Here is a 17,288-nt window from a genome sequence, read left to right as displayed (position 1 = left end):
TTATGGGTTAAGGGTTAGTTGATCCTCTTCTGGTTGGAGCTCAGGTTCGGGAATAATAAGTTCTATACAATCCAACTGGCTTTTTAAAGGTTTGATGTGTGCTAAAAAATCCGTTTTAAGAGAATCGGCAATAGGCTCTGCAGAGGGCAATTTTTCTCTTAAAGGGTCTACCTGCCTACCATTTTTCCAAAAACGGTAACAGACATGGGGGCCTCCTGTATTTCCCGTCATTCCAACCCATCCGATTACGTCTCCTTGCCTTACAAATTCTCCGCGCTTTACTTTTTGCTTTTTCATATGAAGATATTGTGTGCTGTAGGTGCCATTGTGTCTAATCTTCACATATTTTCCGTTGCCTCCTCTTCGAGTGGACTCCGTTACTGTTCCATCGGCGGTTGCAATTATCGGGGTGCCTATGGGCGCGGCATAATCGGTACCTTTATGGGGACGCACTTTGTATCCATAATAGGCAATTCTTCTTTTTAAATTATACCGAGAAGAAAGTCGGTACCCAAATTTAATGGGAGCTCTTAAGAAAGTACTTCGTAAGTTATTGGCATCTTGATCGTAGTAATCTAGAATGTTTTTCAACGAGTCGGTGACATATGGGAATGCATAAATGGGCGTCCCCTTGTGTTCAAACAAAGCTGCTTTTATGGGCCCTCGCCCAGCATATACGGAATCGTTTATAAACCGTTCGTCATATATCAGTTTGAACTTATCTCCCTTTTCTAATCTGAAGAAGTCGATTGTCCATGCATAAATTTCCGAGAGGTCAATGGTAACATTGTAATCAACACCCAGATTATCAAGTGTTTCGGAAAGATTGTTTTCAATAATACCGGCAACTTCACGTTCTACCGATTTCACGTTTCTTTTCCCTTTATAGGCATTGGCCGTACTATCCCTGAAATCGAAAACGGTGTAATTGATTTTGTCGTTTTGATAAATAAAGACTTGGGCTGCCTCTGCAGTGTCTTTAGATTTTAGTAAAACATATGGTTTTCTATCAATTCGTCGAATATCAAAGGTGTCCTTGTATTCTTCGGCTATTTTGATGATTTTGGGGTAATCAACCTTGTTTTTGAGCATAAGCTCACCAAAAGTCTCTCCCTTTTTTATGGTATCATAAACAACTTGATAATCTTCAAGGTTGAAGCCAAAATGTTTTACGATAGGTTTTTGAACAGTGCCCTTGGGTTCCAACTGTTGTACCAATTCTTTCTTTTCCTTACAAGACACCAATATCAACAGTGCCAAGATTGCCCCAAAAAATCTTTGCATTTTATTGTTTCTTTTCAGGGTTAAAAATATGATCAACCCATTGTTTTCCCCACGAATCCAACTCTTCTTCCGTATACAAAGTTGGGAAAAATATTATTTTCTGGAAACTTGGTGGTAAAAAGTCCTTCCAATTGGTACCTCCTGTAGCATCTACCTGCTTATTTTCTTTTGCCAAATATCGATATGCCGACCCCATATGCATCAATGGCCAATTAACGTTAGCGTTAAGGTCCAAATCCTTAAGGGATTTAATCAGTGCTGTATCTTTTCGAGATGATTCGGGCAATTGAAGGTATTTGTGATAAATGGTGTTATTCTTGACTTGATTGGCAATTCTTAGGAGTCTGGGGGTGTATCTGAACTCAAATTGTTTTAGAGTCAGGGTTTTTTCGCCAGTAGTAAGGTCTGTTGCTCCCTTTTTCCAATAGATATGCTCAAAAAGTTCTTCAATATCATGTTTTTCGGAAAATTGACCGCGTTCAGAAAGATGTACCATATTCTCCAAGGGAGTGGAATAAATCTCGATCATTCTGTACTGTGCCGACTGAAAACCACTGGCAGGAAGCAACGCCATTCGATATCGTAAAAATTGTTCACGCTCCATTCCTTTGATCATTATACTGAAAGATGAAATCAACGCCTTAAAGTAATTGTTGATTCTATTCACTTTTTCAATAAAAAAAGAAAGGTCTTGAGACTTATCTTCCACTATCTGTTTTTGCTCATGTAAAATGAGCTTGAAGTAAAGCTCAGTAATTTGATGGTACATGATAAAGATTTCCTCATCAGGGAAATGCGTACGAGGAACTTGAATGCTCAGTAATGTATCTAAATGGATATAGTCCCAATAAGTTAGATAACGTTGATAAAGGAGTCCATCAAGGTAAGAGCTTAGGTCTTGTCCGGAGTTCTTGTACTTTTCTTCAAGCTTATTGATTTGGGACTCAATTCGCTCATCATTCTTCATTGAAGCTGCTACATTATAATTTTAAACTGGTTTTTTAAACCGTTGTAACCGTCAAGATCAGCTTTTAATGAACCAACGGCTAAGTCGGCCTTGATTCTAATCGGAATTTTGTTCAAATCATTGGAAACCCAAAGTGTTAGACTTTCTTGTTCCTTAAAAACCCTTCCTGATTGAACCAAGGGTCTAAATTTAAGACATTCTACCTTGCCAAACTTGGTTCTAATGACTTCTTTTCCCAAAAATTTCAGTTGAAATTTATAAACACCATCGTCATCATATAGCATATCCATTTCTATAGATTCGCCAACCTTGAAATCTTCTAGGGCATATTCATTTCTTAGGTAATAAGATGCGGACAATAAATCCTGGACGCCCTCGTGCACAGGAATATCCATTTGTTTGCCATTTTTGTTGTCTTTTAGAATTGCCTTATCCTCATTATACTGAAAATCTATTTCAATATCCTTTGTGTATCCCCCTTCATTTATTTTTCGGATAAAGCGGTATGGTTTTCCGTCTTTTTTGCCGAAATAGCTTTCATAGGTGTCATCTACCTTAAAAAATATACTGGCAAACCCTGTCGTCTTACCTCGGCCTACAACGTGGTAAACCGGAATACTATCAATAGTATCATTAGTCAGTTGAAGCGTGGCATAACTTGCATTTAAAAACCCATAGTGAATTCGAAATTTCAACCATTCACCTGCTTTATAGGCAGGGTAATGATTTTGTGCCATAACGGGCAGAACAAGTAAGAGGGCAAATATGGTAACAATCTTTTTCATAATCTTTTACAATTGGTATAAAATTACTAAAATCACTTCATGGGTTACGCTGTTTACATTTACTTAAACAAATCTTGTTCCAAAATATTATATATAAAAAAAAGCCCAGTTCAGAAACTGGGCTTTTCCTAAATAACCAACCAAACTTTAAATTATGAAAAACCAATACTTAAAGTTATAAGGGAACCACCCCTTATGTGATACAAAGATACATCAAGACCTTTAGTGTATGTAAGTTTTAACGTACTTTAACTATCTTTTTACCAAAAACCGAATATTTGGCATTTAATTAAGAGATGTTGGGGGTTTTGGGTGAGCTTTATTCCATATTTCCCCTACAAAAACTGAGGTTATTTTACAGTTTTCAAAAGACACTAAAACCAATATCCGACACTAAAGAAAATATTACCCTCGTCACTTTCCGGGGACCATGAATAATATATTTGCACTGGACCCAAAAAAGATTCTAGTCCGTATCCTATTCCATAGCCGGAAAAACTTGGTTCTGAAAACCAATCTCCGGTTCTAAACAAATCATCATCCACATTAGCAAAATTTGCAGAAAACAGGAAATGATTCTTTTCCGCAAACTCATAGTCCAATCTACTATAAGCCTTAACAAAACTATTTCCGGCTAACTTTAAAAAGTCATACCCCATAAATGGAATGAAATTGTTCACAAAATCATTTCCAAATCCACCCAAAACAAAATCGAATGAAGTCACCCCGGACGTTCCTAGTTTAAAACCTCCTTCGGCCTCAATATTAAATGTTAAATTGTTCAATATCGAAAAAGCCGACCCCAGCTTAGCTTTTCCAATTGAAAATTCCTTGAAGTTGTCATTAAAATCGGAAGAAAATAGGTATAGGTGAAAATCACTGTCGAAAAATAGGCCCTTGGTCGGGAAGTACTTATCATTATATGTGTCCAGTGTTATTTTTCCATAGGCACTGTAATAGTTGGAATCATCAAAAAAGGTCCTATCACTAGTGGCTACGGGTAGTTCATTTTCAATTTCGTCATTGAACTGATTGAGGGTTCTTGTGCTATATCGTAAAAGCTTATGTTCTGCACCAACTGTGAATGCAAATTCTTCGCGTAACACTGTTTGAAGGTATATCTGATTGGTCAAATCAGTTACATCGAGACTAATTTCTCTGATGTTTGGGTCGTTAGGCACTTCAAAATTTGACTGAATAAGGCCAAAATCTATGTCTTCATCGAAATGGGTAAACCTTGAATTAACACCAAAACTCCAATAGAAGCCTTTATCAAGATAATACTGCATGTTATATCGTATATTATCTCCCAGAATAAAATCGAACGAAGCCACATCATCTTTCATCAAAAAATTCTTTTTGGTCAAATTTATCAGTGCGGAACTTTTGTAAAGGTCATCGTAATGCGCTGCCATTTTTAAGAACATCTTGGTGGGATTCTCTTGTAACTTCAAGACAAGGTCTGTACCCAATCCGTTGGATACCAATTCGTATCGAATAGCCTTGAAATTTCCTGTGGCGGAAAGGTTGTTTATTCCTTGCTTGAGTTGGTCGAACGAGATTTTCTCTGCTAGATTAAATCGTAGCTTCCCTTTAATGTAGCCTCGTGTGTAAGCGTCATTCCCCTTTATGACCAATCGATTAATAGTCAAACTGTCAAGAGGTTTTATATTTTTCTTTGTTTTAGGAAGTTGATTTTGTCGTTGGGCTACCTCTTCAAGCTTTGAGTTGGTTTTCAAAGCCGCATCGCTACCACTGTCCATAATCTCATTGCTACGATCAAAATCAATCACAGAAAAGTCATCAATATCAGGTCTAACGTAAATGTCGGTTTTTTCAACTTTTTTCTTCATGTCATTGACCGTTCTATAATTGTTTATCTGCAATAGTATCTCGGTTGCAGAGGAAAGGGACTCTCGCGTAGACAATCCATGCTGTACATCTACACCTATAATGAGGTTAGCTCCCAAAGCTCTTACTTCATTTATCGGATAGTTGTTGACGACACCTCCATCAATCAAAATCTCTCCTTCTATCTCGCCCGGCTCAAACAAAGAAGGAAAAGTGCCGCTGGCCATAATAGCTTCTGGCAAATAGCCCGAATCTAATAAAACTTCTTCCCCGGTTTCCACATTGGTCGCAATACACAAAAAGGGTATTGGCAGTTTTTTAAAGTCTTGGACATCTTTGACATGGAAAAGCAGTCTTACCAGTTCGTTATAAATATTCTGCCCTCCAGAAATCGCTTGGGGGAAGGAGACACTAAAATTGGTAAAAGGCAAGCTTAATGCATAGCGTTCGGAATCTTCTTTTTCGTAAAAGGTTTTAGCACCTCGAGGGACATTGTCCTGAATGAGCTCGGTAAAGTCGGTTACCCTGAAAATAGAGTCTAATTCTTTTCCAGAATATCCTGAAGCATATAGCGCGCCCACAATGGCACCCATGCTTGTGCCTCCAATGTAATCTATCTTTATACCCGCTTCATCAATAATTTTAAGCACTCCTATATGGGCCAATCCCTTGGCGCCACCACCACTCAGTACCAATCCCACCTTTAGGTCGTTGTCGATTTTTGATGTCTGGGACCAACACAGCATTCCAAACAAAATAAATACACTACCAATTATTACCTTTTTATACCCCATTTTTTAGTGGAACGATTTATAGATTTTTTTTGCTTTGACCATACCTATAGATTCAGCAAGGCTCTCAATGGTTGCTTCTCTAATCCGTTTTACTGATTTAAATTGTTGCAAAAGTTGTTCTGCCGTTTTTTTGCCGATACCTTCAATATTTTCAAGTTCGGAATCAATAGCCGCCTTACTTCTTTTGTTTCTGTGATGGGTAATTCCAAATCGATGCGCTTCGTTGCGTAATTGCTGGATAATCTTTAAACTCTCCGATTTTTTGTCCAAATACAAGGGAATTGGATCTTCTGGAAAGTAAATTTCCTCCAAGCGCTTCGCAATACCAATTATGGCTATTTTCCCGCGTAGTTCCAAAGCATCCAAACTTTTTAATGCACTCGAGAGTTGCCCTTTGCCTCCATCAATAACTATAAGCTGTGGTAAAGACTCATCTTCATCGAGTAGTCTTCTGTACCTTCTGTACACCACTTCTTCCATGCTGGCAAAATCATCGGGACCCTCAACAGTTTTAATGTTGAAATGTCGATAATCCTTCTTTGAAGGTTTTCCATTTTTAAAAACCACGCAAGCGGCCACAGGGTTACTCCCTTGTATATTAGAGTTGTCAAAACACTCGATATGGGTGGGTTCTTCCGAAAGCCTAAGATCTGCTTTCATTTGGGCCATAATGCGTTTGGTATGCCTGTCCGGGTCGGTTATCTTAATCTGTTTAAAACGATCCTGCCTATAAAATCTGGCATTGCGTTCAGAAAGTTCCAGAATACGTTTTTTATCTCCCAATTTGGGCAAGGTGATTTTAAGCCCTTCTTCCACAGCAACCGGAAATGGCAGATAAATTTCTTTGGATTGTGAAGCGAACCGCTGTCGTATTTCGGTGATGGCCAAGGGCAATAACTCCTCATCGGTTTCTTTTAGTTTCTTTTTCATCTCCAAAGTATGCGACCGTATAATGGAACCATGGGCGAGCTGCAAGAAATTGACGTATGCGTGAGTTTCGTCAGAAATTATGGTGAATACATCCACATTATTGATTTTCGGATTTACTATAGTGGATTTGGCTTGATAATTCTCAAGAATTTCAATCTTTTCTTTGACATGTTGGGCCTTTTCAAATTCCATATCATCGGCCAAAGCTTGCATCTGTTGTTTAAAATAGATTAGTGAACTTTTAAAATTTCCTTTGATAATCTCCTTGACCTTATCGATTCTTTCCTTGTAATCTTCCTCATTTATCAAACCCTGACAAGCACCTTGACAAAAACCCAAATGGTATTCCAACGAAAACTTAAACTTTCCAGCTTCAATTTTTTCTTTGGTAAGTTTATGTTTACATGTACGAAGGGGATGAACATTCTTTATTAATTCAAGCAACGTCTTTACCGTCTTCACACTAGTATATGGGCCAAAATATTCTGAGCCGTCCTTTATGACATTTCTGGTCATGAATATGCGAGGAAAAAGCTCATTTTTGATACAAATCCATGGGTAAGACTTATCATCTCTTAATAACACATTGTAGCGTGGCTGGAATTTTTTAATCAAGTTGTTCTCCAACAAAAGTGCATCTGACTCGGTGGGCACAACTATGTGCCTTACACTTCGTATTTTTTTTATGAGTACCCTGGTCTTACCATATTCCTGTTTTTTATTAAAATAAGAGGAAACACGTTTTTTTAAATTTTTGGCCTTGCCCACATAAAGAATTTTACCCTTTTCATCATAAAATTGATATACGCCAGGATTGTCTGGCAATACACTTATTTGAACACTAATCGAAGGAATATTGGGCATATATTTTCCAAAAATTGAAGCTTTTACAAAGGTATACCTTAATAATACTGTTTTTTTGTTAAAATTGACCTGTGCTGTCATTGCTTTGATCGATGCAAACTATGGTTTGATATTTGAATACTTCCTTAAAAAAAGTTTCAAAAACTGCCTTTTTTGTTAAACTGCTGCCAAATTTGTGCTTTTCGTCGATTAAAAATGCATTTCATAGTAAAATTTCCAATTCTTTTACTTATTTTTAACCGTATAAATACAATTCTATGGAGAACTATATTATCGTTTTGGGAATGTATTTAATCTTGATGCTTTTCTTCAAGATTTTTTTCTCCGTTTCAACAAGAGAGTAAGCAGTTTCCCAAAGCAACCCCAAAAAATTTCAACATTTAAATGTTGAAACATGAACTAAGAAAAAAATACAAAAATCTGAGATTAGAACTTGAAAGTTCCTACATTTCAGATTTGAGTATTGATTTAGCGAATCATGTACTTCAAATCCCTATTTGGGATTTTTTTTGTTTCCATGTTTTCCTTAGTATCGAAGAAAACAAAGAAATCGACACCCTCCCCCTAATAACGATTCTTCAAGGGAAAGACAAAAATGTAGTTGTTCCAAAAGTAAGTGGGGAGCACACCATGGAGAATTATCTGCTTACGGACAATACTGTTCTCATAAAAAACAAATGGCACATTCCCGAACCAGTAGATGGACTCCAAGTTCCTGAAGAAAAAATTGATGTTGTCTTTTTGCCATTACTGGCTTTCGATAAGCTAGGCAATCGTGTTGGTTACGGTAAGGGTTATTATGACGCTTTTTTAGGTAAATGCAAAAAAGAGACCGTAAAAATAGGTCTGTCTCTTTTTGAAGCTGAAGAAACTATTTTAGATACACACGTCAACGATGTAAAACTCGACTACTGTGTAACTCCTAAAAAGATATATGCATTTTAATTTTTGGCTTCTTCCTTTTGAAGAGGTTTTGGAAACGCCTTTTTATTGAAGACAATCAATATTCCAACTCCTGTGCTAATTGCAGTGTCCGCTATATTAAAAATAGGGGCAAAAAATTTAAATCGATTGCCACCAACAAAAGGAGTCCAATCTGGCCATGTTGTATCGATTAAAGGAAAGTATAGCATATCCACAACTTTGCCATGAAAAATATTTCCATAGGGGTTTTCAGTAAATAACGTTGCAACTTGGCGTTCACTATGATCAAAGAGTATTCCATAAAAAACAGAGTCAATGATATTTCCTAGTGCTCCGGCAAAAATTAGTGAAACAGCTAAAATCAAAGTTTTCGTTGATTGTTTTTTGATATTATCCCAAAGCCAATACCCAATGCCCGCAATTGCAAAAAGTCTAAAAATGGTCAATATCAATTTTCCTGTAGTCTCGGATACAGGTAAGAAGTCATTCAACTTGGTACCCCAAGCTGCACCAGAGTTTTCTATAAAGTAAATCCAAAACCATGAGAAAACTTTTACAGATTCTTCTAATTCAAAATGGGTCTTTACGTAAATTTTACTGACCTGATCTATTAACAGGATCAAAACAATGATCAATAGCGACTTCTGTAATTTCATGCTTTCAAAAAGAGATTGCGCAAAAGTATGGATATTATTTTGTTTTCTTAAGATGGATTTTCCCCTCTATTGTATTCAATGTAAATTGATTATCCCCAAGCGGAATGTCTTCCTTTAGCACCTCGCCATAAGTACTTTTTGCCATAATATTACCTGAGGGTGTTGTTAGTACGATATCTCCCTTTTGTGTTATAACCTCTATGGTTTCCCCCACATTATTAAGGCTGCATCTTCCATCGGAAAGTTTCACCTTCAGCTTTTTATACTTTCCGGTAACATCGACATTGCTATTGGCACCATATACAAATACGTCCTTATATTCTGGAAGTTCAACATCCAAAGCAATGGAAATAACTTTGTGGGCGCTTAACTTATCGTTGGGATTGGTAAAGTTAGGTTGAAATCGAGCACTGATTAAAATTGTAGCTCCCTGCTCTTCTATGGCAATAATCAAATCCTTGGCATACTCTCCTTCAATGCTGGCTTCAACAACAACTTCTTGCGTTTTGGAAGTAAAAAGGTTCACTTGATAGCAAAATTCAGAATCTATCTGAATATACTCCGTTTTCGTATTGATCAAAGCTTTTTTTACAAGTTTTTGACCTTGCAGATGTACAAACGCAAAAAATCCTAGAAAAAACCACAGTGCCTTCATGAACAAAAAAACGCCCTGAGGCGTTTGATTTACTTCTGCATATTCTTTGCCTCAATGCTCAAAGTAGCATGGGGAACCAACTTAAGTCTTTCCTTATTGATAAGTTTACCGGTAACACGGCAAATACCATAGGTTTTGTTTTCTATTCGAAGTAGGGCATTTTTCAAATCCCTAATGAATTTTTCTTGACGGATGGCCAATTGGGTATTGGCTTCCTTGCTCATAGTTTCTGAGCCTTCTTCAAATGCCTTAAAGGTTGGAGAAGTGTCATCGGTTCCATTATTTCCATCGTTCATATATGAACTCTTTAGAAGCTCCAAATGGCTTTGGGCCTTTTCTATTTTTTCCTCTATTAAGGCTCTGAATTCCTCCAAGTCTTTATCTGAATATCTTACTTTTAAGTCTTGTGCCATTTTTTAATGTTTTTGAATAAACAATTTAGTGTTCACGTCATCAAAGGTAATTGCAATACCTTCATCTAAATTTTCTTCGAAGTTCAGTTCGGCGGTCAAGGTTTCATTTTTTATATATTCTTCATTGCTCGAAACCGCATTTTCTACCAAGCCATCCTTCAAAATTTTAATGTCAATTTTGTCAGTTACCTCAAATCCAGATTCTTTTCTTATGTTCTGGATTCTGTTCACCAATTCCCTTGCAATACCTTCTTTTTTTAGGTTTTCATCGATGGTAACATCCAATGCTACTGTTAGGGAGCCTGAACTGGCAACCAACCAACCCTCGATGTCTTGGGAACTGATTTCTACATCAGTTAACTGTAAAATAATACTTTTATTTTTCAATTGAAGCATTAATTCGCCTTGCTGCTCAATTTTTTGTATATCCTCTTGCTCCAACTGACCTACAACTGCGGCAATTTCTTTCATATCCTTGCCAAATCTTGGACCCAAAACCTTAAAATTAGGTTTTATTTGTTTTACCAAGATTCCAGAAGCATCATCCAATAATTCAATCTCCTTTACATTCACTTCGGATTTAATCAAACTGGAAACTGCCTCGATATCTTCTTTTTGTGCATCGTCCAACACAGGAATCATAATTTTCTGCAAGGGTTGACGCACTTTTATTTTTTCCTTTTGGCGGATGGACAATACCAATGAGGATACTTTTTGCGCCAGCTGCATTTTACGTTCCAGTTTTTCATTGACCATTTTCCCATCAAAAGTTGGGAATTTGGCCAAATGCACACTTTCAAAACCTTCTTTTTGGGTGATTGCATCCAAATCTTTGTACAATCGCTCCATATAAAACGGTGCAATGGGTGCGGAAAGTTTTGCTACGGTTACCAAACAGGTATATAAGGTTTGATAGGCAGAAATTTTATCCTGCTGATAATCGCCTTTCCAGAAACGTCTTCTACTCAAACGCACATACCAATTGCTCAGATTTTCCTGAACGTAATCAGAAATCATTCGAGCAGCCTTTGTAGCCTCATAATCGGCATAGGCCTCATCCACTCTTTGAATCAATGAATGCAATTCGGACAGAATCCATTGGTCAATCTCCGGTCTTTCCTTTAAAGGAATATCTGCTTCAGCATAGCTGAATTCATCGATATTGGCATATAGTGCCATAAAGGAATAGGTGTTGTAAAGTGTTCCAAAGAACTTGCGCTTTACCTCAACTACACCTTCAATATCAAATTTCAGGTTGTCCCATGGGTTGGCATTGGAAATCATATACCATCTGGTCGCATCTGCTCCATGTTTGGGAAGCACCTCAAACGGATCTACAGCATTCCCCAAACGTTTGGACATTTTCTTTCCTTCTTTGTCCAGAACAAGCCCATTTGAAACTACGTTTTTGTATGAAATGGTGTCGAAAACCATGGTTGCAATAGCATGCAAAGTATAGAACCATCCTCTTGTTTGATCCACACCTTCCGCAATAAAGTTCGCCGGAAAAGCCACACCACCATCTATCAGTTCCTTATTTTCAAAAGGATAGTGCCATTGGGCATAAGGCATGGAACCACTATCGAACCAAACATCGATAAGATCTGATTCGCGTTTCATGGGCTGACCTGAAGCAGAAACCAAGGTAATTTGATCCACGATATTCTTGTGCAAATCAATTTTATCATAATTGGCCTCGCTCATATCCCCAACTACAAAATCCTCGAAAACATCCTTTTCAAGAACTCCAGCTGCAACTGCTTTGGCCATCTCTGATTTTAGTTCTTCAACAGAACCTATAATCATTTCTTCCTTTCCATCGGCGGTACGCCATATAGGTAATGGAATACCCCAATATCGAGAGCGAGAAAGGTTCCAGTCATTCGCATTGGCCAACCAGTTACCAAAACGACCCTCTCCAGTAGCCTTTGGCTTCCAATTGATACTCTGGTTGAGTTCGAACATTCTATCCTTAATATCCGTAACCTTAACAAACCAAGAGTCCAAAGGATAATATAAAATGGGTTTGTCCGTACGCCAGCAGTTGGGATAGCTATGGACATACTTTTCAACCTTAAAGGCTTTGTTCTCCGTTTTTAGTTTGATGGCAATTTCAACATCAACAGATTTTTCGGGAATTTCATCATCTGCGTAATATTCGTTCTTGACATACTTGCCTCCAAATTCCTTCATTTCCGGTCTGAACCTTCCCTGTAAATCCACCAAAGGGACAGGGTTATTGTTTTCATCCAACACCAACATTGGAGGAACTTCGGGCTTTGCCTGTTTGGCCACCAAGGCATCATCTGCACCAAAAGTAGGTGCCGTATGCACAATACCTGTACCGTCTTCGGTGGTTACGAAATCTCCAGAAATCACTCGGAAAGCGTTTTCTGGATTTTGATACGGCTGAACATAGTCGATTAATTGTTCGTACTGGATTCCCACCAAATCCTTCCCAATAAAACTTTGGATTACTTGATACGGAATCTTTTTATCTCCGGGTTGATAACCATTAAAATCTTCTTCGGTTTCAGCTTCAAAAAACTTGCCTGAAAATTGTTTGCCCACCAATGGCTTCGCAAGCACTACTTGAATAGATTCAAACGTATATTGATTGAAGGTCTTTACAAGCACATACTCAATCTTGGGCCCAACCGTCAATGCTGTGTTTGAAGGCAAGGTCCATGGAGTGGTCGTCCAGGCCAAGAAATGGATATCTCCTTCAATATTTTTTAAAAAATCTGGAAGCGAATCCTTTTTCGCTTTGAACTGAGCCGTAACCGTGGTATCCGTCACATCTTGATACGTACCTGGTTGGTTCAACTCATGCGAGCTCAACCCAGTTCCCGCCTTTGGTGAGTAGGGCTGTATGGTGTATCCTTTATATAGGAGCCCTTTATTATAAATCTGCTTAAGCAACCACCAAACCGACTCCATATATTTGGGTTTGTAGGTGATGTAAGGGTCATCCATATCCACCCAATACCCTACTTTTTCGGTCATCTCATTCCAGACATCTGTATAACGCATTACCGCTTTTTTACAAGCCGCGTTGTACTCCTCAACAGAAATCTTTTTACCAATATCTTCCTTGGTAATGCCCAGTTCCTTTTCAACACCAATTTCAATAGGCAATCCATGGGTATCCCATCCAGCCTTACGCTTTACCTGGTATCCTTTCATGGTCTTGTACCTAGGAAAAATATCTTTTATGGTACGCGCCATTACATGGTGTATTCCAGGCATGCCATTGGCAGAAGGTGGTCCTTCATAAAATACGTAGCTTTCCCCGCCTTCCCGGGTAGAGACACTTTTCTCAAAAATCTGGTTGTTTTTCCAGAAGTCAAGAATCTCTTCTGACATGGTGGGTAAGTCCAATCCCTTATATTCCGCAAACTTCATATATACTGCTACTTCTTCTAGATTTCCAAGTTTGCAAAATTATAAATTTAAGATGGAATAATCCCCCTGTAAACAAGGTATTTGCGTGAATACAAATTGCTTAACAAAAATATGATATCACAAAAATGATGCTTTCTGTTAAATTCAGTAACTTGTGTTCTTTAACACTAAACCATTTTATAATGAAAAGAGTATTGATTATAGCTGTTGCATTAGGTTTTTCCATGTCTACAATGACTTCTTGCAAACAAACAGCCGACAAAGCCAAAGAAGCTGGAAAATCGCTTGAGGAGGCAAGTGAAGATTTAAAAGATGCAGCGAATGATGCCATGGATGCGGTAAAAGAGGCAGGTGATGAAATGAAAGATGCCGGAGAACAAGCCTTGGACAGTATCAAAAAAGCTGGTGAGGACGCCATGGATAAGGCCAAAGAAATGGGCGAAGATGCAAAGGACGCGGTTAAAGAAACCGCCGATGACCTTAAAAAAGCAGCTGAGGAACTAGACCATTAGACTTCAGATTCCGTTAACAGAATTAAAAAGGCTTGGAGCGTTCCAGGCCTTTTTTATTTAAAAACTATACCCTAACCCCAAAATAAGATTTGTTCCTGGAGCAGATATACCAGATGAATACGTTCGGTACCGCTGGTTGGTAATATTTTCTAGGTTTACGTTTGCCTTAAAGGCATTGGATATCTGGAACTGTGACCTAAAGTTCAAAGTATACCATGACGGGGAAAATGGATTGCCATTAGAATCTAAGTGATAAATATAGTCTTTGCTCCGTTCTGAAAGGGCCAAATTCTTATAGCTAATCTCCCCATTGTAGTTTAGAAACAAATCTGTTTTCAGTTTTTGGTTTTGCCAGATTATATGAAAATCGCCAAAAGTGGGCGCTGCGTGCCTAGCGGGAGAATCATTTCCATTTCCATCCTCTTCGGTTCCTTCGGTAATGGTCAGGTTTGAAGTCACCGACAAGTTTTCAGTCAAAAAAGCTTCCAATCCAAATTCAAAACCGTACACATAAGCTTTTGCAGCATTTTGAATGGCCTGTACATTGCTCAGTTCTCCATTGTACAAAATTTCCTTTTCACCATTGAAGGTGAAATCCCTTCGTACCAAAGCATCCACCAAATAGGTATAGAAGGTTGTTCCTTTTAAAACTACTTTATCATTAAAATTTTTTCGTATTCCAATCTCGGCATTATATGCGTATTCTGGTTCCAAATCTGGGTTTGGCACTACCACCGAGCCTGGTTCGGAATCAAAAATTTTCCCGATATCATCAATATTAGGCGCACGAAATCCGGTAGAACCATTTAATGTTATCTGCAAATTGGCCTTTGGGAACCAACTAAATCCCATGCTTCCTGTAAAGGCTCCGGTAATAAGGTCGGCTTCGTCAAAAGGGAAGGGATAAAAGGTTTTATCGAACTTGGCATCGACCCAAACCTGACTATATCGAGCACCCGATAATAGCGTAAAATTCGGCTTTAACTTATACTCTCCATTAATATATCCCGCAAAGGTTTGCCAAGTGGCTCCATCCGGATATCGCGAAGCTGCTTCGGTCACGGTATTGGTTTCTATATTGGTTTGAAGGCCCTCAGAATTTACCTTGTTAAAAATGTACTCTGCTCCATAGTAAAGTCGTAAATCACCTATTTTTTTGTTCTCAAAATCAAGATTTATCGAAAGAGCATCAACTTTTTCAATAGTTGTGAAACGGTTTGGGTCTTGAAACCTTCTATCGTTTCGGCTTTCTTCAAAATGTTGGTAGGCCGTGGTTAGTTTTACACCGTCATAGAATTTATTCTTCCCCTGCTTGATTACCTGAAAATTCCCCATGAACCATTTTTGGGGGCCGTAAAACCATTCGGCCGAACGAAGTCCATCGCCTGAGCTATTTGGACGAATCAATCTGTCGTATCTTGAATAATCTGAAGTCTCGGAATAATACAGCCCTAAATCATAGTTCCAAGTGGTATTGGGCCGATACGTAAACTTCTGAAGAAAATTGATTTGATCATACCCAGAGATTACTTGTTTTCTCAAATCTTCGTTTTCCACCAAAACATCTGTCCCATTTTCCCTAATAACGTAATTGTTTCGCAAATACGAATCGGGGCCGTTTTCCCCCATAATCAAATCATCAAAGTCGTTGTAACTGAAGCTCGTATAAGACGCCCATTTCTGTTGACCAAGATTAAAATCAATATGAGTAGTGTTTTCTTTATTGGCAGAAGCAAACCGATAATTTACATTTCCCGAAAAGGTAAGGCTGTCCGTAAAAGAAAAACGTGGTTTTTGGGTGAAAAAATTCATCACACCTCCTATGGCATCACTCCCATAAATAACTGACCCTGGGCCAAAAATCACTTCTGTATTTTTTATGGTAAAAGGATCTATGGAAATTACATTTTGAATGTTTCCTCCCCTGAAAATGGCATTGTTCATTCGAACTCCATCTACAGAGAGCAATAATCTGTTTGTTGCAAAGCCTCTGATCATTGGGCTTCCTCCTCCCAACTGACTTTTTTGCATAAACACTTTTCCGCTGTTCTGTAATACATCTGCAGAAGTTTGAGGGGTAGAAAATGTAATCGCCCTAGCGTCTATGGACTCGATTTTTTGAGGAATATCTTTTTTCTGCTGCTCCCATTTGGAAACCGACATTACCACCTCTTGCAGTTCTTCGGGCTTAAGATCAAGATATACACGGTTACCTTTTCGTCCTATCTGGGCTTTTGTTGTACTATATATTTCATAACTGATGTGATGGAGGGTAATTCGTTCATTTCTGGAAAAAATATCCAATTCGCTTTTCCCTTCAATATCAGTGACGGCAGTTCTGGATTTGTCCTTATTGTAAATGGCCATATTCGCAATTGGCGTACCTGTATCGGCATCCAACACTATGATTTCCTGTGCCTGTGTCGTTACATATGTCAACAAAAAAAAGAAGACAAAACCAATGGTTCGCATACTACTCAAAAACTGCGTTTAAAACCGCCAAGGACTTGGGTTTTCTGAATCCGTGCAAATGTAGTTCAAAATACAGAATAACATTCTTTAGGAGTTCTTGTCTTTGGAGCTTGTTCATTCGTACTGTTGGAAATGCATCAAAATTTATGCCCAAAAGCTTCTTAAAACACTCTAAATTTTCGCCTTGAATCAATGGGTTTAACGACGGTTTCTTGCAAAAACTTCCTTCCAACAAGTCAAAATAAGGTTCGTCTTGAAAGGATGCATCTGGATAGAAGCCCAAATACTTAGTCAAATTGAGCAAAAAGAGGGTGTGGAAGTTTGGGTTTGACTCAAACTCATCCAGGCAACACAAAGCATACTCCAGATAATTGAACAAAGCTTCGTCCTGTTCCCCTTCTTGAATGCTATTCCCCAACATCTCTGCCAAAAAAAGCACTATACTGTTCTTTACGATGTCTGTATGGACTGTTTTATAAGGAACCGTCACTTTTGCTTCCCTAATGCTTTCCAAGGTTCCTTTGTTTTTATGCACAGCAACAATTTCTAATTGCATCAAAGGCAAAAAATAAGCGGCTTTTAGTTTTCCTTTTTTAGAAGAAAGCACTCCCTTGAGCAAGTATGATTTTAATCCATCCGATTCCGTAAACGCTTTTACAATAAGGCTTGTGTCTCCATATTTTAAAGATGAAAATATAATCGCCTTAGTGGTAACCTGCATTTTCTAAAGTTTATAATTCTTGGACCTCTTATCGCTGAAGATAAAAAAAGTGGAC

13 protein-coding genes are annotated in these 17,288 nt (G+C 38.2%); 2 read left to right on the top strand and 11 right to left on the bottom strand.

Annotated features, from left to right (window positions below; translation table 11 throughout):
- From E4661_RS09245 to uvrC, 5 genes are all read right to left on the bottom strand, one after another.
- Positions 1-1,284 (bottom strand): peptidoglycan DD-metalloendopeptidase family protein, encoded by a 1,284-nt coding sequence (locus E4661_RS09245; protein ID WP_136466558.1) that lies wholly within the window; start codon positions 1,282-1,284, stop codon positions 1-3.
- A gap of 1 nt (position 1,285) precedes the next feature.
- Positions 1,286-2,251 (bottom strand): tryptophan 2,3-dioxygenase family protein, encoded by a 966-nt coding sequence (locus E4661_RS09240; protein ID WP_136466556.1) that lies wholly within the window; start codon positions 2,249-2,251, stop codon positions 1,286-1,288.
- Between the two features lie 8 nt (positions 2,252-2,259).
- The gene (locus E4661_RS09235) at positions 2,260-3,036 is read right to left on the bottom strand and encodes a DUF3108 domain-containing protein (RefSeq protein ID WP_136466554.1); all 777 of its coding nucleotides are present in this window, start codon (positions 3,034-3,036) and stop codon (positions 2,260-2,262) included.
- 374 nt (positions 3,037-3,410) lie between these two features.
- A complete protein-coding gene (locus E4661_RS09230; RefSeq protein WP_136466552.1) occupies positions 3,411-5,681 on the bottom strand; it encodes a patatin-like phospholipase family protein in 2,271 nt (756 codons plus the stop codon).
- A 3-nt stretch (positions 5,682-5,684) separates the two neighbouring features.
- Complete coding sequence (gene uvrC, locus E4661_RS09225; RefSeq protein ID WP_136466793.1) at positions 5,685-7,475, bottom strand: excinuclease ABC subunit UvrC; 1,791 nt, start codon at positions 7,473-7,475, stop codon at positions 5,685-5,687.
- A 384-nt stretch (positions 7,476-7,859) separates the two neighbouring features.
- Between uvrC and E4661_RS09220 the strand changes: the two genes are divergently transcribed.
- Entirely contained in the window at positions 7,860-8,420 is a 561-nt protein-coding gene (locus E4661_RS09220; RefSeq protein WP_136466550.1) for a 5-formyltetrahydrofolate cyclo-ligase, read from the top strand.
- Here E4661_RS09220 and E4661_RS09215 read toward each other — a convergent pair.
- The 4 genes from E4661_RS09215 to ileS form a co-directional block, all read right to left on the bottom strand.
- Entirely contained in the window at positions 8,417-9,055 is a 639-nt protein-coding gene (locus E4661_RS09215) for a lipoprotein signal peptidase (RefSeq protein ID WP_136466548.1), read from the bottom strand. The two genes, E4661_RS09220 and E4661_RS09215, sit on opposite strands and share 4 nt — an antisense overlap.
- Before the next feature lie 34 nt (positions 9,056-9,089).
- Positions 9,090-9,635: a DUF4097 family beta strand repeat-containing protein gene (locus E4661_RS09210; protein ID WP_240751444.1), complete on the bottom strand. Its 546-nt coding sequence runs from the start codon at positions 9,633-9,635 to the stop codon at positions 9,090-9,092.
- Between the two features lie 104 nt (positions 9,636-9,739).
- On the bottom strand, positions 9,740-10,123 hold the full coding sequence (locus tag E4661_RS09205; protein WP_136466544.1) for a TraR/DksA family transcriptional regulator: 384 nt from the start codon (positions 10,121-10,123) through the stop codon (positions 9,740-9,742).
- Between the two features lie 3 nt (positions 10,124-10,126).
- Positions 10,127-13,528: an isoleucine--tRNA ligase gene (gene ileS / locus E4661_RS09200; protein WP_136466542.1), complete on the bottom strand. Its 3,402-nt coding sequence runs from the start codon at positions 13,526-13,528 to the stop codon at positions 10,127-10,129.
- Between the two features lie 182 nt (positions 13,529-13,710).
- Here ileS and E4661_RS09195 point away from each other — a divergent pair, with 182 nt between their 5' ends.
- Positions 13,711-14,040, top strand: a complete 330-nt coding sequence (locus tag E4661_RS09195; RefSeq protein ID WP_136466541.1) for a YtxH domain-containing protein — start codon at positions 13,711-13,713, stop codon at positions 14,038-14,040.
- 57 nt (positions 14,041-14,097) lie between these two features.
- Here E4661_RS09195 and E4661_RS09190 read toward each other — a convergent pair whose 3' ends face one another.
- Together E4661_RS09190 and recO are read right to left on the bottom strand one after the other, a co-directional pair.
- On the bottom strand, positions 14,098-16,512 hold the full coding sequence (locus tag E4661_RS09190; RefSeq protein WP_136466791.1) for a TonB-dependent receptor: 2,415 nt from the start codon (positions 16,510-16,512) through the stop codon (positions 14,098-14,100).
- A 1-nt stretch (position 16,513) separates the two neighbouring features.
- Entirely contained in the window at positions 16,514-17,233 is a 720-nt protein-coding gene (gene recO, locus E4661_RS09185) for a DNA repair protein RecO (protein WP_136466540.1), read from the bottom strand.
- Between the last annotated feature and the right edge of the window lie 55 nt (positions 17,234-17,288).

The organism is Flagellimonas onchidii, from assembly GCF_004804315.1.
Lineage (GTDB): Bacteria > Bacteroidota > Bacteroidia > Flavobacteriales > Flavobacteriaceae > Flagellimonas > Flagellimonas onchidii.
The sequence above is the reverse complement of the archived record's forward strand: the minus strand, read 5'-3'. Positions and strand labels throughout refer to the sequence as shown.